This is a genomic window from Pseudomonas sp. WC1 (assembly GCF_050586565.1).
Classification (GTDB): Bacteria; Pseudomonadota; Gammaproteobacteria; order Pseudomonadales; family Pseudomonadaceae; genus Aquipseudomonas.
The window spans coordinates 125,560-143,727 of record NZ_JBOBDQ010000005.1 but is presented as its reverse complement, the minus strand read 5'-3'; the positions used below and the strand labels follow the sequence as shown (position 1 = coordinate 143,727).

Sequence of the window (18,168 nt, the reverse complement as noted above, 5' to 3'; positions counted from 1 at the left end):
TACACTGCCCGGCATCGACACCCGCACAGGAGCAACTCGATGACCAGCAGAAGAGATTTCATGAAAGGCACCCTCGCCGGCGGCATCGCCGTGGCGGCGGGCGCGGTATTGGCGAAAGAGCCAGCCGGCAGCACCGGGGCGCCGCCCGATAGCGCCGAGGGCAAGGGGTTCTGGCCCAATGGCGCGCAACTGGTGATTTCCGTGTCGTTGCAATTCGAATCCGGTGGCCAGCCGGAACACGCCGAAAGCCCCTTCCCGCCCCTGGATTCGCGCTATCCCGACACCATCGCCCCCAGCTGGTACCGCTACGGCCCGCTGGAAGGCGTGCCGCGCCTGCTCGCGCTGTTCGACCGGCACGGCATCAAGGTCACTTCGCACATGGTCGGCAAGGCTGTGGAGGCTTACCCGGAGCTGGCGGCCGAGGTGGTCAGGCGCGGCCACGAAGCCGCCGGGCACGGCCTGCACTGGGCTCCGCAGTACAGCCTGACGCCGGCGGAGGAGCGTCGCCAGTACGAGCAGGCCAGCGCCATCATCGAGCGCGTCACCGGCCAACGCCCGGTGGGTTTCAACGCGTTCTGGATGCGTCACTCCCGCGAAACGTTGAACATCCTCCAGGACCTCGGCTTTCTCTACCACATCGACGACCTGGCCCGCGACGAACCCTCGATCATCCCGGTGCGCGGCAAGCCTTTTGCGGTAGTGCCCTACACCCTGCGCAACAACGACATCGGTCGTATTGCCGGGTCCACGGCGATGACCGGCGCCGCGCTGTTGCAGGAGCTCAAGGACGAGTTCGACGTGCTTTATGCCGAAGGCCGCCAACGGCGCCGGCTGATGTCGCTGTCGGCGCATGACCGCATCGGCGGCACACCTACCGTGGTGCGCGCGCTGGACCAGTTCTTCACCTATGCCCGCGGCCATGCCGGCGTGGCGTTCATGCGCAAGGACGAGATTGCCCGTTGGGCCCTTGCCCAGGCCGATACGCCGGTCAATCCGCCACGGGTGTTCGCCTGACCGACAGGGGGTGCTTAGCGCCCTTTCGCCGGCAAGCCGGCTCCCACACCGACCGCGCCGCCCTCAAGCCAAGCGCCATCTCTGTGAGAGCTGGCTTTGCTCCCACACCGACCGCGCAAATGTCACGCCATGCACTGTACCTGTGGGAGCCGGCTTGCCGGCGATGAGGCCAGTCCTGACAACCCTGGATCAAGGCCGGCCCGGGTATTCAACGCCCAACCAACCCCGCCTGCCGCATGAACGCAAGGTTGTCCTCCAGATGCCAGTCCTCGGCGATCCGGCCCTCGGCGACACGGTAGATATCCATGGCGATGAAATCGATGGCCTGGCCCTGCCCCTGGTGCTCGCCCAGCTTGCCGCTGAAGTGCCCGGTGAAACGCAGCGCCGCGGTGACCCGGTCGCCTGCGACGATCATCTGCAGCACCTCGCAGCGCAGGTCCGGCACCGCTGCGCGAAATGCCCTGGAAGCGCTCAATGGCCCTTCCACGCCCTGTGGCCGTCCCGGTGGCAGGGTGTTGTCGCGAAAGTCGCTGGCCAGCGCGGCGCGGGCCATGGCCTCGTCGCCGGTGTTCCAGAAGGTGTCGTAGCGGCGGGCGGCGAGGATCTGCTGCTCCAGCTGGGCCTTGGGCAGGCTCCGGTCCACGACCAGGGTGGCCGGAGTCACCAGCTCGCCGGCACTGCCCGGATTGGCCGCCGCGCTCAGCAGCAACAGGGTGATCCAGCGGCCAGCACGCAGCGCCGAAGCCTTGGGTTCGGTGTTCATCTCAGTTTCCTTCAGTGCGTTCAACGGGTGGGTATGGCGCGGCCGCGAACCATGGATAAAAGCCTAACCAGTCCCGCCCAGGCGCTCAAGAAGGCACTTTTCACTCACCTGATTACCTTGGAGTAACCCATGGCCCATTACCGCGAATGCCCCGCCTACGACGTGTTCGCCCCGAATTGCCCGGCCCGCCTGGTACTCGACCGCCTCGCCGACAAATGGGTGCTGTTGCTCATCGACCGCCTCAGCGCCGGTGAGCGGGTGCGCTTCAACCAGCTGCGCCGAGATATCGCCGGTGTATCGCAGAAGGTGCTGTCGCAAACCCTGAAGCGGCTCGAACGCGACGGCCTGGTGGAGCGCCAGGTGCATCCGAGCGTACCGCCCACCGTCGAATACGCCCTCACCGAACTGGGCGCGACACTGGGCGGTACGGTGGAGCGTCTGGCGCAGTGGGCGGAGTCGAACATGCCGGCGATTCTTCTGGCGCGCCGGCTGTATGACCAATGCGCCGAATGATTCAGGCCTCCTTTTCGACATCCCTCGGTGGCTTGGCCGGCCCCTGGGGATCAACCTGCGGGTCATCGACATCCGGCGAGTCCGGGTCGAAGCCGAGGTCGTCGGGCGCGGTGGCCTGCTCGGATGAGTGCGGGCCCTGCTTGGCCGGCGATTGGCGTGGATCTGACATGGTGATTTCTCCTGGTTGCGTTCAATGGAGATACCGCCACGGCTGCAAAGTTTGATTTGCTTTGAAATGCCGACTGCCGGGGGCGTCGACGGACCACGAGCCCCCGTTGCCCGCTACTGCTGCTGGTACTGACTCAGGTACTTGTCCAGCACCGCCTTGTCCCCCGCCCCGTCCCCGGCCACCTGCCACAACCGCCGCTCGATGCCCTGGGCCAGCAGGTGGCCCACCGCGGCTTCGATGGCCGACAACACGCACAGCTGCGCCGGCTCGTTGGTGGTGTAGCCGACCTCGGCCTCGAGCAGCTTCTTGAACTCGATGAACTTGAACACCCCGGCGTTCTGCCCGACCGAGTAGATGGTCTTGCTGGTCATCACGTTGGCCAGCACCTGCCCGGTGCGCACGTCCACCGCCCGCAGGTTGACCGTGACCTGGTCGACCCGGTACTCGCGGGACAGGCCGATGCCCAGGTAGCGGGCGCCCTCGCCGCCGCTGCGCACGTTGGTGTCGTAGGCAATGATGCCGCCCTCGAGCATCAGGTTGGCCGCCTGCAACGGCGGCAGTTCGCCCTGGATGTTCTCGGCAACGTCAGGCTTCTTCTGCGAGGCGCGGATGATCTTGCGCTCGGTCAGCAGGTTCTGCAGGCCCTCGCGCTCGAGCACCACGAACCAGCCACTGGCGTTGAGGGCGTCCATCAGCATGCTCGCCGCCCCCTGGGTGACACTGGTGGAGAACGAGCTGGCCGGAGTCGGCTTGTACTGCCCGGTCTGGTCGCGGAAGCCGTATACCACAGCCATCAGCCGGCCACGGGGCCGGGGCATGTTGACCAGGTCGTAGTAGGTCGAGGCCCGCGGTGTCAGCGTCGGAGTCTCAGGGTCTTGTTCGGCGGGCATCGGCTCGCGCAGGCCGCAACCTTGCAGGCTAGCCAGGGCGGTGAGGATCAGCAGTGTGCTCAGCAGGCGTTTCATGGCGTTCTCTCCCCAGTAAAGACCCGTCCCTCTCAGGGGTTCAGGCCGCTGACCTCGATGATCGAGACTTCCCCGGTGGCCCGGTCGGTGACCTTGATGCTCAGCGCCCCGGAATCGTCGATCACGTCGATCAGGAAGGCGTCGGTGGACATGCTGCCGGTGTTGCCGTTGCTGATGTTGTCCAGCAACTGCCCGAGCAGGCGCGACTCGAGCTGGTTGCTGAAGCGCTCCAGGGCCGAGGTGCCGGCGAATGCCGAGCTGCGGTCCTTGAGGTCGGGATCGTCGTAGTCGTTCTGCGCCTGGGCGTTGTTCAACAGCCAGGCGCCATTGATCGGATTGCCGCCGAAGGACGGGTTGACCGGGGTGTACACCAGCTCGGTGGCCAGGGCCTGGCCACCGAGGCCGACGGCCAGCAGGCAGGCGGCGATGCGTCGTGCAAGGTGGTTGCTCATAGCTCGTCCCTCTCCAGATCGGTTGTGTCCTGCAGCAGCCGTTGCAATTTGCGCTGGATGATCTGCTGCCTGACCAGGTCGGCGGCCGCGATGGCCTCGTCGTTCAGTTGCGTGGTGTTGGGCGGCAGGAAGCGCCGGTACAGCACCTCGCGTTCGTACTCCACCGTCACCAGGCTGCCCCAGCGGGCATCCGGGCGTTCGCGCACCACCAGGTTGAAGTCGAGCCGGCTGGTGGCGCGCAGCCGGTCGCTGAAGGCGTGATAAAAGTCGTGGCCGATGTGCGAGATGGTGTTGTCGACGATGAAACCCATCATCTCGTCCTCGGCCCCGGCCTGTGCCTGGCCATGCAACAGGGCCAGGCACAGGCACACCCGCGCGGCCAGGCGTTTCATGGCGCTTCTCCCAGGCCGGCGTGTGGACGGGCGCCAGCGGCGCTCTCGGCAAAGGCCTGCTCGGCGACGAACTGCCAGTCGCTGTAGTGCTCCAGCCCCTCGAAGGCACTCCACTGGGCATCGAATCCACTGCGCTTGAGCGGCGCGGCGTCGGAGCGGCTGTACACCCCGGTGATGCGGCCATCGACCGCGCGCAACAGGCCCCATTCTTCGCCGCCACCGACAGGGTCCGGGTAGAGCCGACGCAGGTGGCGCTGCGGCGACGGGAAACGGTTGTCTTCCACCAGCTCCCCAAGGTCCTGCGGATACTGGGCCAGGCCCGGCGAGGCGCGGTAGTAGCTGCGCAGGGCCTGGGCGTACTGGCCGCCCACCCACAGCAGCTGGCGCTCGTGCTCGCGCTGCGCGCGGGTGGCCCACAGGGTGCCGGTGGCCGCCAGGGCCATGCTGCTGACGGCGATCAGCAGCAGCACGCCCAGGTAGGTGAAGCCGGCTTCACCATTCGGCATAGAGGCTGCCATCGCGTGCCCTCCCGGTTGCTCCGCTCTTGATGTCGGCCACCGCGCCGGAAACGCCCTCGGGCGGCGGCACCAGCTGCCAGGCATCGCGCCGCTCGGTGATCGGATCGACCGGGGTGTTGCGCAGGTAGCGCTGCTCCACCAGCTGGTCGATCGAATCGGGGTAGTGCCCGGTGTCGCCGTAGTAGTGATCCAGGGCCTCGCGCAGCACCGCCAGGCTCTGGCGCAAGGTGGCCTCGCGGGAGGCCTCCAGGCTGTTGAAGTAGCGCGGCATGGCGATGGTCATCAGGGTGGCGATGATCGCCATCACCACCAGCAGCTCGATGAGGGTGAAGCCTCTGCTCGCTTTCATCGCCGTCACCATTGCCCGTAGGGCACGTTGTTCAGGCCTTTGCCGCTGGCCTTGGAATACACGTCGAACACATCCTCGCCCTCACGCGGGCTGTCGGCCGCGCTGTCGTAGGCGCGCAGGCCCCAGCCGCCCTGGTCGTCGTCCTTGGCGGCGCGCAGCGGGTCGTGGGGGATGCGACGCAGGAAGTAGAACTTCGCACCCTTGGCGCTGCGCACATCGCGCACGCCGTCCACCAGCACCTGCAGGTTCGGCGGATAACCGCTGGCGTTCAGGCGCTTCTCGATGTAGCCGGCGTCGAAGGCGCGCTTGTAGGCGTCGATGGCGTCGCGCAGCTGATACAGGGCCTCACGCAGCTGCTGCTCCTTGCCCCGGCGCACCACGGTCTCGGTCAAGGGCGCGGCCATGGTGGCGAGCAGCCCGAGCAATGCCAGGGTCAGTACCACTTCGATCAGGCTGAAACCCTGCTGGCGGTGTGTCATGGCCGTGGCCTCGCGGCGGCAGGCACCACGGCCATCTGCCCCTCGACCAGCGGCGCCGCGGCCGGCTCGTCAGCCGGGGCGTCGGCGGGCAGCGCGCTGGCCGGCGCCGGTTGCGCCAGCTGGCGCACCTGCAGGGCCGACTCGGTGCCGGTGGCGAACTCCATGTCCGACGGGCTCTGGTACGGCAGGTTGCGCACGATGCGCGGGGTGATCGCCAGCACCAGTTCGGACTTGCTCATGTCGTCCTTGTTGCTGCCGAACAGCCGGCCCAGGCCGGGAATGTCGCCCAGCCCCGGGATCTTGTTGCCGCTGGCGTTGTGGTCGTTGCGCACCAGGCCGGCCAGCACTTGGGTCTCGCCATCGTGCAGGCGCAGGCTGGTCTGGGCGTTGCGGGTATCGACCTGGACCGGAATGGTGCCCTGGCGCGTGGCCTCCAGGGGCGTGGCGTTGCTCACTTCCAGGGCCACCTTGATCGCCACCTCGTTGTTCAGGTGCACGGTGGGCTGCACTTCGAGCTTGAGGCCGACATCCAGGTAGGTGACGCTTTCGGTGATCACCGGGCCTTGGGTCGAGGGCACCGAGGTGGCGCTGATGATCGGCACCCGCTGACCGATGTGGATGCGCGCCTGTTCGCGGTTGCTGACCCGGATCACCGGGCTGGCCAGGGTGTTGATGTCCTTGTCCTGGGCATTGATCTTGGCCTGCGGCGCCGGCGAGATGCTGATGCGGCTGGAGTCGATGCCGCGCAGCTGGTCGAGCACGCTCACCGACTTGCCGTCGCTGGTCAGCACGCCGAAGGTGTTGGGCCATTGCAGGCCGAGGTCGAGGATGCGCGAAGTGGCCACTTCCATCACCTCCACTTCCAGCACCACCTCGGGGTTGGACTGGTCCTGGGACTGCAGCAGCTTCTCGGCCATGCGCACGGCGTCGGGGGTGTCGCGCATGGTCAGGGTGTTGAGGCGCTCGTCGACGAACACGTCGCGGGTCTTGAGCATGGTCTTGACCATGTTCAGCGCGGTGTTGGCGTCGATGCTGGTCAGGTAGAAGGTGCGCATGACCAGTTCCTGGTAGTCCTTGGTCTTCTGCGGCGAGTCCGGGTAGAGCAGCAAGGTGTTGTCGTTGACGATCTTCTGGCGCAGCTGGTTCTGCTCCAGCAGCAGGGCCACGGCATCCTCGATGCGCACCTCGCGCACGAAAATGGTGGCCTTCATGTCCGGGCGCAGGTCTTTGTCGAAGATGAAGTTGATCCCGGCGACCTGGGCCAGCACCTCGAAGATGGTCTTCAGGTCGGCATCGCGAAACTCCAGGGTGACCGGGCGCTCCAGCTTGCTGCGCAGTTGCGGGTAAGGCGTGGCGGTACGGGCCTGGACGTTCTCGATGTCGCTGCGCAGCATCTGGCCCTTCTGGCTCTGCGGGTCGAGGCGCAGCACCTCGCGCATGTAGCGCTCGGCGCCGAACAGGTCGCCCTGGCGCAATGCAGCCTGGCCAAGGGCGACACGGTCGTCGAGGGTGCGGATCAGCTCCAGCTGGCGGATGCCCTCCTGGGCGCGGCGGTTGTTGGCCTCGATGGTCAGCACCCGACCGTAGCCCATGCGCGCGCCGGCGAAGTCGTGGCGCACGCGGTCGCTGTCGGCCTGGGTCAGCAGCGCCTCGACCGCGGCCTGGCGGCCGTGGGCCAGGGCGATGTTCAGCTCGGTGTCGCGCGGATCTTCGCGCAGGGCTTCTTCCAGGCGAGCGATACCGGCCTCGTACTGGCCTTCCTTGATCAGTTCCTGGCTGTCCTTGCGCGCGGCGCTCGAGCCGCATCCGGCGATGGCCACGCACAGGGCCAGGAGCACGAACGGCGCAGGCTTGCACAACTTCGACGGTTTCATGGTGCGCTCCCGACAGACAGGGTCTGTGGCTGATGCAGTGGCAGGTAGACCAGGCTCAGCTCGGTGGCCGAGACGCGGTCCAGACGGTAGGTCTCGTCGATCACATCGCCCTGGCGCACGACGTAGAGCTTTTCGCCGCTCTGCAGGAAGATCTGCAGGTCGTCGCGCTCACCCATGCGACCGATGAAACGAAACGGCAGCGTCGGGGCGGTAGGTGCGGCGGGTTCCGGGGTGTTGACCACGGGTTGTTCGGTGACGGTGGCCAGGGCCTGGGGTGGGGTCCATTGCTGGCTGGGGAACAGGTCGCGTGAAGGGCTTTTGGCTTCATCGCGGGGCAAGCCCGCTCCCACGTTCGTGGGTGTCGCTTGGGGGCGGGTTTGCTCCGCGACAGGGCCTGCCAGCTCATCCTCCACCACGCCGAACCAGCGCCCCGGCGCCCAGGCCAGCGCCGCGCTCAACCCCAGGAACCCGGCCCACATCACCGCACGCTGAGTGTTCATCACGACCTCGACAGGTAAAGGGTCATGCGCACACGGCCGGTCAGTTCCCGGTCACCGATCCGCTTGCGTTGCAGTTCGAGGTCTTCCAGCACCAAGGTCGGCAGTTGGCCGAGCAGTGCCTTGAGAAAGCCACGGATCTGCGGGTAGCTGCCGCGCACCGGCAGGACGATCTGGTAGCGCGCCAGTTGGGTCTTCGGGTCCACGCCCAGGGCGTACTCGCCCCGGGCCAGGCTGATGCGCTCGGCGCTGGCCAGGTGGTACAGGCGCTCGATCAGCTCGCTGGCCTGGGGCTGGCCGGGCAGTTGCTGGCGCAGGTCGTCCAGCGCCTGCTGCTCGGGCTTGGCCTGCACCTTGAGCTCGCCACGCGCCAGGCGCTGCACCTGGACGCTGGCATCGGCCTCGCTGGCACGCAGTTCGCGCACCGCTTGCCATTGGGGCAGCACCCCGGCCAGGGCGACTGCCAGGGCCAGGCCGCCGACCAGCACCGCGGCCAGCCCTGCCCGGCCCAGGCGCCGCAGCGCTTCATGGACGATCAGGCTACGGACGCGCATGGCCGGTCTCCCAGGTGGCGGTGAGGTTGAAGCGCACCGGATGCTCGACCTGCCCGGCCACCACCTCGTGGTTGAGCAGCGACACGTCCGACAGCTCGGCGCTGCGCTCCAGGCGCTGGTGGTACTGCAGCATGGCCTCGAGGTTGCGCGCCTCGGCACTGATGCGTACCTGGCCTTTGCGGGCGTCGGGGGTAAGGCTGAGCAGCGCCACGTCTTCCTGCGGCATCGCCTCGAGCATGGCGAACAGCTGCTGCCATGGCCGCTGCAACTGCTGCGAGACGCTGCGCATCTGCGCCAGGCGCTCGGCCTGCTCGCGGATCACCGCGCTGCTCTGCACCGCGGCGGTGGCCGGGCGTCGGCCAAGCTTGAGTTCGAGTTGGTGCACGCGGCCTTCCAGGTGCACCTGCTCGCTCACCAGTTGCTGCTGGGCCAGCACAAGCACGGCCAGCACGGCGCCGCCCAGGGCCAGCAACGACCAGGCCAGGGGGCTGCTGTGGCGGGGTTGGAATTCCAGGTCGAGGCGGCGCATGTCAGGCCACCGCCCGCCACATGGCGCACAACGGATCGGCTTCGGCGCTGGCGGCGCACAGCTGCACCGCGGCCAGTTGCGAGGCTGCCGTGCGCCCCGGTGCGTGCAGGTACACCCGAGGCAACTGCTCGCCATACAGTTCGCAGGTACGCTCGATCAGCGCCTGCAGGGCCTGGTCGTTGTCGGCGCAGCCCTGGGCCAGCACCTGCTGCCAGGCACCGCCTGAAGCCAGCAGCAGCACGCTGCGGCGCGGCTCGGCCAGCACGAACAGGAAGTCGCCTTGGGCCAGTTGCGCCGAGCAGCGGTTGTAGGCAGCCATCAGGTACGGCTGCACCGAGCGCAGGCTCAGGCGGCTTTCCCGCCCCAGTGCCTGCAGGCCCTGGAGCAGCGCCTCGGGCAGCGCCGTGGCGATGCGCGCGGCGCCGGCCGGCTCCGGCGATAGAACGATGCGCCAGTCATCCAAAGGCTGCCCGTAGAGGTTCTCGAAACAGGCCCGCGCGTAGGCCTCGAGTTCGCACGGGGTACCGATGGCATCGCTCCAGGGCACCAGGCAGAAGCGGCTGTAGCGGGCCGAGAGCAGCACGCGCAACTGCGCGCCGCGTGCCGGATGCTCACCCAGCAGCCCGGCCAGGGCCTGGAGTGCCGAGGCCCAGGCCGGCTGGGCGGCGTCGCAGGCGAACGCGCGGCTGCCCAGCCATTGATGCTGCCGGCCGTGCCAATGGCCCAGGCCGACACCCTCGGCGCCGAGCACCGCGCAATACCGATCAGGCGATAAATGTGACACGGTTGATCTCCTCGAGTGTGGTACGGCCATCGCGGACCAGGTCCACGGCCGAAGCGCGCAACAGGCGCAGGCCGCGTTGGCAGGCCAGCTGCTTGATCTGCGAGAGCGGGCGACGTTCGACGATCATCTGCCGCAGGTCGTCGTCCAGGTGCAACAGTTCGGCAATCGCGCTGCGCCCGCGGTAGCCGCTGCCACGGCACTGGCCGCAGCCCTGGGCGCGCACGAAGCGCCAGCCGGCCACCGCATCACGGGTCAGGCCCGAGGCGGCCAGCAAGTCGTCATCCGGGTCGCAGGCCTGCGCGCAGTGCGGGCAGGCCAGGCGCACCAGGCGCTGGGCCAGCACGGCATTGAGCGCCGAGACGAAGCTGTAGGGGTCGACCTGCATCTGGCTGAAGCGGCCGATCACGTCGAACACGTTGTTGGCGTGGATGGTGGTGAACACCAGGTGCCCGGTGAGCGCCGACTGCACGGCAATCTGCGCGGTGTCCGGGTCACGGATCTCTCCGACGAGGATCTTGTCCGGGTCGTGGCGCAGGATCGAGCGCAGGCCGCGGGCGAAGGTCAGGCCCTTCTTCTCGTTGACCGGGATCTGCAGCACGCCGGGCAGCTGGTACTCGACCGGATCCTCGATGGTGATGATCTTGTCCATGCCATGGTTGATCTCGCTGAGCATGGCGTAGAGGGTGGTGGTCTTGCCGCTGCCGGTGGGGCCGGTGACCAGGATCATGCCGTAGGGCTCGGCGGCCAGCCGGCGCAGGGCCTGCAGGGTGTGCGCCTCGAAGCCCAGGGCCTGCAGCTGCACGCCGCTGACCTGGTCGGACAGGTCCTGCTTGTCCAGCACCCGCAGCACCGCGTCCTCGCCGAAGATGCTGGGCATGATCGAGACGCGGAAATCGATCTGCCGCTCGCCGATGGCCACCTTGAAGCGACCGTCCTGGGGCACGCGCTTCTCGCCGATGTCCAGCTCGGCCATTACCTTGATCCGCGAGATCACCTGCTCGGCGAAGGCGCTGCCGCTGGCCTTGCCGGCACCGTTGAGCACGCCGTCGATACGGTACTTGATGGTCAGGCCCTGGCCGGTCATCCCTAAGTGGATGTCGCTGGCGTGCAGCTTGAGCGCGTCGTACAGGGTGGAGTTGACCAGCTTGACCACGCGGCTCTGGTCTTCGCTGATGCTGGTCAGCGACAGGCGCTGCAGCGGGTCGGCCTCACTGCCGGGTTCAGCCTCGTGGCCGAGGGCCTCTACGGCGTGGAAGCTTTCCTCGTGGCGGGCCAGGAACGCGGCCAGGTCGGCGGCGTGGGCCAGGTACAGCGGCGCGCCCTGCAGGCGGTCGTCGATCCAGGCCAGGCGGGCGCTGTCGAAGGGGTCGGCGAACACACCGACCCGCTCGCCTTCGTGTTCGACCAGGGCGAATTCGTGTTTCAGGCACTGCGCCAGGCTGACCCGGTCGAAGGCCGGGGTGCAGGCAAACAGGGCCTCGGTGGCGAGCACCGGGTAATGCAGGGTGGTGGCCAGGCGCTGGGTGAAGGTGGCCGGGGTGTCGCTGGACAGGTGTTCCAGGCAGGCCAGAAGACGCTCTTGGCCGGCTTGCTGGCGGGCCTGGGCCAGGAGTTCGCGGGGGTAGCCCCGCGATGGGTCCAGTGGGTCTTTATCGAATGCCTGGGACATGGCCTGCGACTCCGCTCAGGGGCGGCGCCGCGGGCCTGGGGGCCTTGGGCGCCGCTATTCCCCGGTGAGCAGTTGTTCGTCGTCAGGTTTGGCAGGCTTGTCGCCATTGCGTCGGCGGTCGGCCAGGACCCAGCTGCCATCGTACAACTGCAAGGGGAACGACTCGTTCCTGTTCTGGCGTCGTTCGACGTACCCTTCGGCCGGCTGGTCGGTGCTCCTGCGCTGGCGCTCGATGCCCATCAGGTCGAAGACGGCGCGGGCCAGTTCCATCAGCGGGAACGGCTTGAACAGGACATGGGTCACGCCCAGTTCGGCGGCCCGCTCACGGACCTCGGCGGTCGGGTGGGCGGTGATCAGCACGAAATGGCATTGCCTGTTCCTGCGCACGGTCTCCAGGACCTGAAACCCCTCCATGTCGGGCAAGCGGTAATCCAGCACGATCACGTCCGGTACCTGTCTCTCGGCCTCTTCGATACCCGTGGTACCGTCGTGGGCGAGATGGACCTCCAGGCCTTGCGCCTGCAGATAGGCTTGCAGGTTCTGCGCAAGGGTCTGTTCGTCATCGACTACCAATACTCTGTTCACCAAGGTCCACTCCCATGAACTGCCCGGTCTCCCGGTCTGCGAAGTGCGGCCTTGTAGAGGCTTGAGCATGCTTCGTGCCAGGCATGAAAATTCACTGCTTACCGCTTTCAAGTCGCTGATATCGTTGAAGCTCGTCGGTCACCCCAGACCTTGGCGGCTGGCCGTTCCCCATAACCGGGGAAGATGATGGCACATTGCCCTGAAGGGTTTCCCCAACTATGGGGAAAGCCCTGCACGCCCCTCAGTCGACGCGCTCCACTGTAGCGGAATCACGCAAACGTTGGCGTACGGCTTGCCGGGCCTGGGCCTGGAGTTGCGCGACGAGCGCGTCCCTGGCCAGGCGCAGGCCGTGTTCTGGTAGGACAGAAGTATTATCACTTTGGTTCTGCATTCCTTGCAGTCTTTGCCAGTTGGCCTGATGGAAGGCCGCAACTTCGGCGCTGCTGGGTTCTTCGATCGCACTCAGCCGGGCAAAGACCTGCTGGGCGGCCATCTCATGTCGAGTGTAGTCAGCGAAGCCTGCCCGATCGAAGCCGGCTTGCGCCAGGCGCTGCTCGAATACCGCGGGGCTGCCGAAGGCCGCCTCAACCTCGCTGACCCGCGCCGTCACCTGCGCATCATTGATGTCGATGCCCTGGCGCTGGGCCTCCTGCCAAAGCAGTTCCTTGTCGATCAGTTCATCCAGGGCCTGCGCGCGCAGGCGCTGGTAAAGATTGGGGTTGCGGATACTCGCCACCGCCCGCCCCTGGGCCTGGAGGTATTCGCTGAAGTAGCGTTCGAGGCGTAGCACCCCGATCTCCACGCCATTGACCCGCGCCGCCGGGGTGTCGGCGTGGCTGGCCAGGGCGAGCAGCGACAACAGGCAGGCAATCAGGGTGCGCATGGTGATCTTCTCCTGAGTCTCAAGGGCTATCCGGCACCGCTCGGTACGGCGCCACTTCAATGAAACCAGGCCCCGGCAGGCTTACCTCCACCACATGCGCACCTGTCATGCCGTGGCGGCGTCCGGGGCCGAAACCGAGCAACGGCGTGAGCCCGGTATCGATGTCATGCAACTGCTCCAGGGCGACCAGCAACTGCTCACGGCTGGCGTCGCGCCCTATCTGCTTCAAGGCTTCGACCAACAACTGCCAGGCGCACAGGGTAGTGACCTGCAACGATGCCTGGCGCGGCTCCAGCCCCTGGCGCAACTGCACCCCGGCAAGGGTCGCCCGGCCTTGCGCGGTCCAGTCGCCGGGTACGAAGGGATAGGCCAGCAGCACCCGCTGCGACCAGGACGGCGCCAACCCCGGCACGGCACCAGCCACCTGGCCCGACGCGGCGAACAGGTAAGGGTTGCGCCCGCTTGCTTGCAGGCTCGACGCCAGCGCGGTGAACGCCTGGGCGTGGCCGAGGAAGAGGATACCCTCGCCGTCCGGGGCCTGGCCCATGAACGCCAGGGGCGGCGCGGTAGCGAACCCCAGTTGAAGCAAACGCTGCTGCAGCACCTGCGCCGCATCGGCCTGCTCTGCGCCGGCATACACCACCCGCAAGGCAGCGGGCGCCAGGCCAAGGGCATCACGGGCATGCAGCGCCACGCTGAGCAATTGCCCGGGCACGCCCGGCAAGGGATCGAACACCTGCGCGCTGCCACCGCTACGCGGCGTGGCACCGATCAGGGGCAGGCCGGCCTGCTCCAGCTGGCGGCTGTCGAGCAGTGGTGCGAGGGGCGCGACCAGGGCGAACACCCGTTCTCGTTGTGTCAGCGTGTCCAGTGCCTGTGCGGTGCTGGCCGGGTCCTGCCCGGGGTCCAGCGCGACCAGTTGCAGGCGTCGCCCATGGATGCCTCCCTGTTGGTTCAACTGCGCGACACCATCCTCCAGCACTGCCCGCACTGTCCGCCCGGCCTCGGACAGCGGGCCCTGCTCGGGCAGCAAGGTGCCCAGGCGCAAGGTGCCCTCCTCCACGCCGGGGTCACGGTCTTCACCCAGGCGCTTGAGGTAGGCGGTGAGATTGCGTTGGTCGGCCAGGCTCAGGTCGAAGCGTGGCATCGCCGGGTCAAGGCGATTGCCGGCGGGGTCGGTGCCGCTGCGGATGACCCGCGCCAGGCTGGCATCGGTGTAGGCCGGGTAGCGCCGGTTGTTGGCCTCGCGATTGCCGGAGCCAAGGGCCAGGCGTTGCCAGTCCAGGCTCGGCGGGCGCACTCCGCCTTCGCTGCGGCCGCGCCCGTCGTTGCCATGGCAACCAGCACAGGGCAGCACGCTGGCCGGCACGCGCATGTCCCCGGGGCCGACCCGGGCCAGCAACTGGGCGTCGCTGCTGGAGACGCCTTCGCGGTAGAGGCGTTTGCCGGCGAGTTCCTGCTCGCTCAGTTGCACTGCCCCGCACAGGCACCACCACAACATGAGCAGGACCCACTTGGCAGCGGCGGCCATGATGTCAGCGCCCCGCCAACGGCTGTGCCAGCAGTTGCATGCGCTGGGCGATCGCCGCGGGTGGCGCGTCGGGGCGGATCTTGCTCCAGCGCTTGCCCGCCACGTCACCGGCAATCAACTGCGTCGAGTGCTGCTCGGGACTGGGCAGGAACTGGCCCAACCGCCCCAGCACCAGGTCGACGCTGGCCTTGTCGCCGGTCAGGAACAGCCAGTTCGGACCATCCACCCCCTGCTTCTGCGCAAACGCCTTGAGTACCTCTGGCGTGTCGTTCAGAGGATCGCTGCTCAGCGACACGAACGTCACCTGCGCCGCCAGTGCCGGGCCCATGGCCTCGCGCACCTCGCGCAATTTGCGGGTGATCAGTGGGCAGGCATCGTTGCAGTGGGTGAAGATCACGTTGAGCATCACCACCTTGTCCTTGAGCACATCGCTGTAGAAACGCAGCTCTCGGCCGTCCTGGTCCTTGAGCACGGTGTCGGTGAACCAGGTCTGCGCATCGCGGGTGCCACCGCCGCTGGTCATGGTCTGCGGCGCCGGTTGTGGCGTCGGCGCGTGGCCCTCGTGGGCGAACGCCACCGAGGCGAGGATCCACAGGCAGGCGCCGAGCACCAGCCAGTCAAGGCTGCGCATGCTGGCATGGCGGGAGGTGTGGGCGCTCATGGCTGTACCTCCTGGCCGGCGATGGCGGTGCTCTTGGCGTGCACGCGACGCGCGCTCAGGCGGTTGACCTCGCCGATCAGCACGTTGGGGTCGGTGAAGCCGTAGTAGCGGGTCCAGTGCCCGCTGCGCCCATCACCCACCAGGATCAACGGCGGGTGCTCGCTGAGGTTGGCGCTGAAGCTGCCCAGCCCCTTGAGCGTTTCGCTGATGGCATAGGGTGAACCGGTCAGCCAGCTCCACCCCGGCCCGTGCTGGAATACCCGGGCGTAACCGGCCAGGCGCCTGGAATCGTCACGCTGTGGATCGACGCTGATCGACACCAGACGGATCTCCTCCCCCACCCGCCCACCCAACTGCTGCTGGACCTTGCTCATGATCGACGACACCACCGGGCACACCGTGGTGCAGCTGGTGTAGATGAACCCCATGACCACCAGGTGATCGCCCACCAGGTCCTTCTCCAGGCGCACCGGCATGCCGTCCTGGTCGAGCAGCGCCACATCGGCGAAGCGCACGCTGGCTTTCTCCTGGTAAGCGGCCGGTGGTTGCGCGGGCGTGCCGCCGTGATCGTGGCCGGCGTGGGCCAGCGCCAGGTTGCTCGCCAACAGCAGGCTCAGGCCCAGCAGTTTTCCACCCTGCAGACGGTTCATCGCACACTCCTGGGTTCCCCTTGGGAAGCGGTGGGCGCCTCGGCGGCCGGCAGGACGCGCAGGCTGGTGTAGTTTTCTTCGGTGAAGGCACGCCCGAGGCTCGGCGACTGTACGTGCAGGTACCAGGCGCCGGCCTCGGCCAGCTCCAGCGGCGCCTGGTAGAGCCCCTCGCCCACTTCGACCAATGCCACGTTGCGTGGCAGCGACGAAGGCGCCAGGAAGTAGCGCAAGCTCAGGTCGCCAAGCCCAGGGCGTGGTTTTCCGTCCTCGCCGAGGATGCGCACCCGGGCCAGGTAGGGGGTGTGCTGCAGCAGCGGCTGGTCGGTGCCGATGAACTCGGCGCGGGCACGCTTGGGCACGCCCGACTGCGGCAACGCCGCGACTTCGGTGCTGAAGCAGTGGATGATCTGCGGCTGATTGAGCAGGAACGCGACGTCGAAGGTGCCGGCGGCCGGCAGCTTCACCGTCGAGCCGTACACCCCGGGCGCCAGCTCGCGCAGGCTGCGGTCGATGACCCGCGCGGCGCGGGCCTGGTGGCCGCGGTTGTTGTAGCCCGACATCGGCGCGTTCATGCCCTCGGCGTAGAAGTAGGTGGTGTTGTCCACGGGGTTGACCACGAACACCGAGTTGTCGTCGCGGGAAATGCTCACCCCCTGGGCCAACGGCAGGTCGCCGGCCTGGCGCGGCGCCGCCGGGCCGGCCTCGAAGCCCTGGACGATCGGTTCGCGCCCCTGCCCGAGGCTTGCCAGGTTGATCATGCTCACCTTCGAAGAAGCCAGCCCACGCACATAGGCGTAGGCCTTGGTGAAGGTCAGTTGGTACGGCTCGGCGGCCACCGGTATCCGATGGAGCAACTGGTCGGTACTGGCATCGATCACCAGCGCCTGGTTCTCCAGGGTGTTGAGCACCACGCCATAACGACCATCCTGGCTGAAGCGCATCGGCCCCAGGCCCTGCTCGGCCTTGACCGTGTGGCGCAGGGTGTGGCTGCGGGCGTCGATCACCCGCACCGTGCCCTCCTGGCCATCGACCACGTACACTGCCTGCGACAAGGGCGAGTAAGCCACCGACAACGGATGCGGGCCGACTTCGAGGGTCTTCACCAGGCGCATCTGGGCGGTGTCGATGACGCTCAGGGTGCCGCCGTCGCGGTTGCTGACGAAGGCAAAGCGCGAATCGGCGCTGAAGGCAATCTCGTGGTGGCCGGAGCCGGTGACGAACGACTTGAGCTTGGCCCGGCTGGGCACGTCGATCACCGTCACCCCGCCCTTGGCCGGGTCATGGCTGTTGTTGCCCACCCACAGCAGGCGCTGGTCGGGTTGCAGCGCCACCCGCAGCGGCTGCTCGCCGGCCTCCAGGGTGGCAACGCGGGTGAAGGTCTCGGTGTCGATCAACGCCACCTGGTTGCGTTCGGGCATGGACACGAACACCTGCTTGTCATCGCCGGTGGCCACCCAGTCCATGGGCCGCCCCGGAAGGTCGATGCGCGCCAGCGTGCTGGTGACCCCGCCCACCGACACGGTCGGGTCGATCACCGTCAGGCTGGCGTCCTTGTTCAGCACCAGCAGGAAGTAGCTGTTCAGATCGAGCAAAGGACGAGCGCCGATGCTGCTTTTGAGAAACAACGCCACGCGCGCCTTGCAACTGCTGTCGCGGTCGCCGACCGGTGCCGACTGCGCGGGGTCGAGCCAGGCGCCGGGGGCCATGCCCGACAGCGGCTGGCCGCTGGTCTGGTCGCTGACCTTGAAGCGGATATTGGCAAAGTCGCCCTCACGCAGTTCACCGCCGCTGAGGGGGCGCGCCTCGAACTCAACGGTGACGCCATCGCGGCTGAGCGTGTGCAGGGCCTGGGGATCGGCGGCCTCCTGCAGCAGTTCGCGGGGGTCGCACCAGAGCTTTTCGTAGGCCACGCCGAGGCCGATCAGCGCGGTGCCCAGCAGCAAGCCCAGGTATGCAGGGCGCAGCTTGCGGTTCATGCCGGCACGCATGGGGTAGCGCCTTCGAGGGGAATGGTCATGCTGCACCTCCACAGGAATCACGGTTCTGTGGAGGGGGAAGCAAGCGTTATGCCATTAAACAAACACCATTAAATCAACGGGTTAGCCAAACAACCCGAGAATATTGGGGAGGCGGCCCCAATACCGGGGGCTGTCTGCCGGGCCCGCGCTTTATAAGAAGACCCTGCTCATTTGCCCGACCCGGCGCCATGCTTGTCCATTCCCACACTCGATCTGGTGGTGCAGGCGAGCCTACCGTTCAGTACACAAATAGTACGTATCAAGCATGAAACAATTGACTGATTCAGGCCATTTTCAGGCAGTTGCAGTACGTACCATG

The 18,168-nt window shown here is 67.3% G+C and carries 22 protein-coding genes; 2 read left to right on the top strand and 20 right to left on the bottom strand.

What is annotated here, in order from left to right; genetic code table 11:
* Positions 1–39: 39 nt before the first annotated feature.
* Positions 40–1,014: a polysaccharide deacetylase family protein gene (locus ACQ4OD_RS03955; protein ID WP_430943908.1), complete on the top strand. Its 975-nt coding sequence runs from the start codon at positions 40–42 to the stop codon at positions 1,012–1,014.
* Between the two features lie 208 nt (positions 1,015–1,222).
* Here ACQ4OD_RS03955 and ACQ4OD_RS03950 read toward each other — a convergent pair whose 3' ends face one another.
* Complete coding sequence (locus tag ACQ4OD_RS03950; RefSeq protein ID WP_430943907.1) at positions 1,223–1,777, bottom strand: ester cyclase; 555 nt, start codon at positions 1,775–1,777, stop codon at positions 1,223–1,225.
* Between the two features lie 129 nt (positions 1,778–1,906).
* On the opposite strand from ACQ4OD_RS03950, the gene ACQ4OD_RS03945 reads away from it, so the two are divergent.
* The gene (locus ACQ4OD_RS03945) at positions 1,907–2,290 is read left to right on the top strand and encodes a winged helix-turn-helix transcriptional regulator (RefSeq protein ID WP_102685114.1); all 384 of its coding nucleotides are present in this window, start codon (positions 1,907–1,909) and stop codon (positions 2,288–2,290) included.
* Position 2,291: 1 nt separating this feature from the next.
* Here ACQ4OD_RS03945 and ACQ4OD_RS03940 read toward each other — a convergent pair whose 3' ends face one another.
* From ACQ4OD_RS03940 to ACQ4OD_RS03850, 19 genes are all read right to left on the bottom strand, one after another.
* Positions 2,292–2,459 (bottom strand): DUF6021 family protein, encoded by a 168-nt coding sequence (locus tag ACQ4OD_RS03940; protein WP_173862475.1) that lies wholly within the window; start codon positions 2,457–2,459, stop codon positions 2,292–2,294.
* Between the two features lie 113 nt (positions 2,460–2,572).
* Positions 2,573–3,424 (bottom strand): CsgG/HfaB family protein, encoded by an 852-nt coding sequence (locus ACQ4OD_RS03935; protein WP_110704246.1) that lies wholly within the window; start codon positions 3,422–3,424, stop codon positions 2,573–2,575.
* Positions 3,425–3,456: 32 nt separating this feature from the next.
* The gene (locus ACQ4OD_RS03930; protein ID WP_198754288.1) at positions 3,457–3,876 is read right to left on the bottom strand and encodes a curli assembly protein CsgF; all 420 of its coding nucleotides are present in this window, start codon (positions 3,874–3,876) and stop codon (positions 3,457–3,459) included.
* Positions 3,873–4,268, bottom strand: coding sequence for a curli production assembly/transport protein CsgE (gene csgE, locus ACQ4OD_RS03925; RefSeq protein WP_102685112.1), 396 nt, complete (start codon positions 4,266–4,268; stop codon positions 3,873–3,875). The genes ACQ4OD_RS03930 and csgE overlap by 4 nt, the downstream gene beginning before the upstream one ends.
* Complete coding sequence (locus ACQ4OD_RS03920) at positions 4,265–4,786, bottom strand: type II secretion system protein (RefSeq protein WP_430943906.1); 522 nt, start codon at positions 4,784–4,786, stop codon at positions 4,265–4,267. The genes csgE and ACQ4OD_RS03920 overlap by 4 nt, the downstream gene beginning before the upstream one ends.
* Positions 4,761–5,135: a type II secretion system protein gene (locus tag ACQ4OD_RS03915; RefSeq protein ID WP_102685110.1), complete on the bottom strand. Its 375-nt coding sequence runs from the start codon at positions 5,133–5,135 to the stop codon at positions 4,761–4,763. Before ACQ4OD_RS03915 ends, ACQ4OD_RS03920 begins: the two co-directional genes overlap by 26 nt.
* Positions 5,136–5,140: 5 nt before the next feature.
* A complete protein-coding gene (locus tag ACQ4OD_RS03910) occupies positions 5,141–5,614 on the bottom strand; it encodes a type II secretion system protein (protein WP_139671140.1) in 474 nt (157 codons plus the stop codon).
* Positions 5,611–7,488 (bottom strand): secretin N-terminal domain-containing protein, encoded by a 1,878-nt coding sequence (locus ACQ4OD_RS03905; protein ID WP_430943905.1) that lies wholly within the window; start codon positions 7,486–7,488, stop codon positions 5,611–5,613. Before ACQ4OD_RS03905 ends, ACQ4OD_RS03910 begins: the two co-directional genes overlap by 4 nt.
* On the bottom strand, positions 7,485–7,988 hold the full coding sequence (locus ACQ4OD_RS03900; protein WP_198754289.1) for a hypothetical protein: 504 nt from the start codon (positions 7,986–7,988) through the stop codon (positions 7,485–7,487). The genes ACQ4OD_RS03905 and ACQ4OD_RS03900 overlap by 4 nt, the downstream gene beginning before the upstream one ends.
* Positions 7,988–8,539 (bottom strand): type 4a pilus biogenesis protein PilO, encoded by a 552-nt coding sequence (gene pilO / locus ACQ4OD_RS03895; protein ID WP_198754290.1) that lies wholly within the window; start codon positions 8,537–8,539, stop codon positions 7,988–7,990. Before pilO ends, ACQ4OD_RS03900 begins: the two co-directional genes overlap by 1 nt.
* Positions 8,526–9,068, bottom strand: a complete 543-nt coding sequence (locus ACQ4OD_RS03890) for a pilus assembly protein (protein ID WP_046855693.1) — start codon at positions 9,066–9,068, stop codon at positions 8,526–8,528. The genes pilO and ACQ4OD_RS03890 overlap by 14 nt, the downstream gene beginning before the upstream one ends.
* Before the next feature lies 1 nt (position 9,069).
* A complete protein-coding gene (locus tag ACQ4OD_RS03885) occupies positions 9,070–9,852 on the bottom strand; it encodes a hypothetical protein (protein ID WP_430943904.1) in 783 nt (260 codons plus the stop codon).
* On the bottom strand, positions 9,833–11,521 hold the full coding sequence (locus tag ACQ4OD_RS03880; protein WP_198754291.1) for a GspE/PulE family protein: 1,689 nt from the start codon (positions 11,519–11,521) through the stop codon (positions 9,833–9,835). The genes ACQ4OD_RS03885 and ACQ4OD_RS03880 overlap by 20 nt, the downstream gene beginning before the upstream one ends.
* Before the next feature lie 54 nt (positions 11,522–11,575).
* Entirely contained in the window at positions 11,576–12,109 is a 534-nt protein-coding gene (locus tag ACQ4OD_RS03875) for a response regulator (protein WP_173862474.1), read from the bottom strand.
* A 238-nt stretch (positions 12,110–12,347) separates the two neighbouring features.
* Positions 12,348–12,989: a SurA N-terminal domain-containing protein gene (locus tag ACQ4OD_RS03870; RefSeq protein WP_198754292.1), complete on the bottom strand. Its 642-nt coding sequence runs from the start codon at positions 12,987–12,989 to the stop codon at positions 12,348–12,350.
* Between the two features lie 19 nt (positions 12,990–13,008).
* The gene (locus tag ACQ4OD_RS03865) at positions 13,009–14,490 is read right to left on the bottom strand and encodes a cytochrome c/ABC transporter substrate-binding protein (RefSeq protein WP_372241237.1); all 1,482 of its coding nucleotides are present in this window, start codon (positions 14,488–14,490) and stop codon (positions 13,009–13,011) included.
* A gap of 34 nt (positions 14,491–14,524) precedes the next feature.
* Positions 14,525–15,181, bottom strand: a complete 657-nt coding sequence (locus tag ACQ4OD_RS03860; protein WP_110704228.1) for an SCO family protein — start codon at positions 15,179–15,181, stop codon at positions 14,525–14,527.
* Positions 15,178–15,831 carry an SCO family protein gene (locus ACQ4OD_RS03855; RefSeq protein ID WP_430943903.1) on the bottom strand — a complete coding sequence of 218 codons (654 nt, stop codon included), beginning with the start codon at positions 15,829–15,831 and terminating at the stop codon, positions 15,178–15,180. Before ACQ4OD_RS03855 ends, ACQ4OD_RS03860 begins: the two co-directional genes overlap by 4 nt.
* On the bottom strand, positions 15,828–17,807 hold the full coding sequence (locus tag ACQ4OD_RS03850) for a cytochrome D1 domain-containing protein (protein ID WP_198754345.1): 1,980 nt from the start codon (positions 17,805–17,807) through the stop codon (positions 15,828–15,830). The genes ACQ4OD_RS03855 and ACQ4OD_RS03850 overlap by 4 nt, the downstream gene beginning before the upstream one ends.
* Between the last annotated feature and the right edge of the window lie 361 nt (positions 17,808–18,168).

Excerpts from the sequence above, each read along its gene's own strand:
- ACQ4OD_RS03955 (WP_430943908.1), top strand. The coding sequence starts at position 40 with ATGACCAGCAGAAGAGATTTCATGAAAGGCACCCTCGCCGGCGGCATC.
- ACQ4OD_RS03940 (WP_173862475.1), bottom strand. The coding sequence starts at position 2,459 with ATGTCAGATCCACGCCAATCGCCGGCCAAGCAGGGCCCGCACTCATCC.
- ACQ4OD_RS03890 (WP_046855693.1), bottom strand. The coding sequence starts at position 9,068 with ATGCGCCGCCTCGACCTGGAATTCCAACCCCGCCACAGCAGCCCCCTG.
- ACQ4OD_RS03860 (WP_110704228.1), bottom strand. The coding sequence starts at position 15,181 with ATGAGCGCCCACACCTCCCGCCATGCCAGCATGCGCAGCCTTGACTGG.
- ACQ4OD_RS03915 (WP_102685110.1), bottom strand. The coding sequence starts at position 5,135 with ATGAAAGCGAGCAGAGGCTTCACCCTCATCGAGCTGCTGGTGGTGATG.
- pilO (WP_198754290.1), bottom strand. The coding sequence starts at position 8,539 with ATGCGCGTCCGTAGCCTGATCGTCCATGAAGCGCTGCGGCGCCTGGGC.
- ACQ4OD_RS03865 (WP_372241237.1), bottom strand. The coding sequence starts at position 14,490 with ATGTTGTGGTGGTGCCTGTGCGGGGCAGTGCAACTGAGCGAGCAGGAA.
- ACQ4OD_RS03920 (WP_430943906.1), bottom strand. The coding sequence starts at position 4,786 with ATGGCAGCCTCTATGCCGAATGGTGAAGCCGGCTTCACCTACCTGGGC.
- ACQ4OD_RS03945 (WP_102685114.1), top strand. The coding sequence starts at position 1,907 with ATGGCCCATTACCGCGAATGCCCCGCCTACGACGTGTTCGCCCCGAAT.
- ACQ4OD_RS03880 (WP_198754291.1), bottom strand. The coding sequence starts at position 11,521 with ATGTCCCAGGCATTCGATAAAGACCCACTGGACCCATCGCGGGGCTAC.
- ACQ4OD_RS03950 (WP_430943907.1), bottom strand. The coding sequence starts at position 1,777 with ATGAACACCGAACCCAAGGCTTCGGCGCTGCGTGCTGGCCGCTGGATC.
- csgE (WP_102685112.1), bottom strand. The coding sequence starts at position 4,268 with ATGAAACGCCTGGCCGCGCGGGTGTGCCTGTGCCTGGCCCTGTTGCAT.
- ACQ4OD_RS03855 (WP_430943903.1), bottom strand. The coding sequence starts at position 15,831 with ATGAACCGTCTGCAGGGTGGAAAACTGCTGGGCCTGAGCCTGCTGTTG.
- ACQ4OD_RS03850 (WP_198754345.1), bottom strand. The coding sequence starts at position 17,807 with ATGAACCGCAAGCTGCGCCCTGCATACCTGGGCTTGCTGCTGGGCACC.
- ACQ4OD_RS03870 (WP_198754292.1), bottom strand. The coding sequence starts at position 12,989 with ATGCGCACCCTGATTGCCTGCCTGTTGTCGCTGCTCGCCCTGGCCAGC.
- ACQ4OD_RS03910 (WP_139671140.1), bottom strand. The coding sequence starts at position 5,614 with ATGACACACCGCCAGCAGGGTTTCAGCCTGATCGAAGTGGTACTGACC.
- ACQ4OD_RS03930 (WP_198754288.1), bottom strand. The coding sequence starts at position 3,876 with ATGAGCAACCACCTTGCACGACGCATCGCCGCCTGCCTGCTGGCCGTC.
- ACQ4OD_RS03900 (WP_198754289.1), bottom strand. The coding sequence starts at position 7,988 with ATGAACACTCAGCGTGCGGTGATGTGGGCCGGGTTCCTGGGGTTGAGC.
- ACQ4OD_RS03905 (WP_430943905.1), bottom strand. The coding sequence starts at position 7,488 with ATGAAACCGTCGAAGTTGTGCAAGCCTGCGCCGTTCGTGCTCCTGGCC.
- ACQ4OD_RS03935 (WP_110704246.1), bottom strand. The coding sequence starts at position 3,424 with ATGAAACGCCTGCTGAGCACACTGCTGATCCTCACCGCCCTGGCTAGC.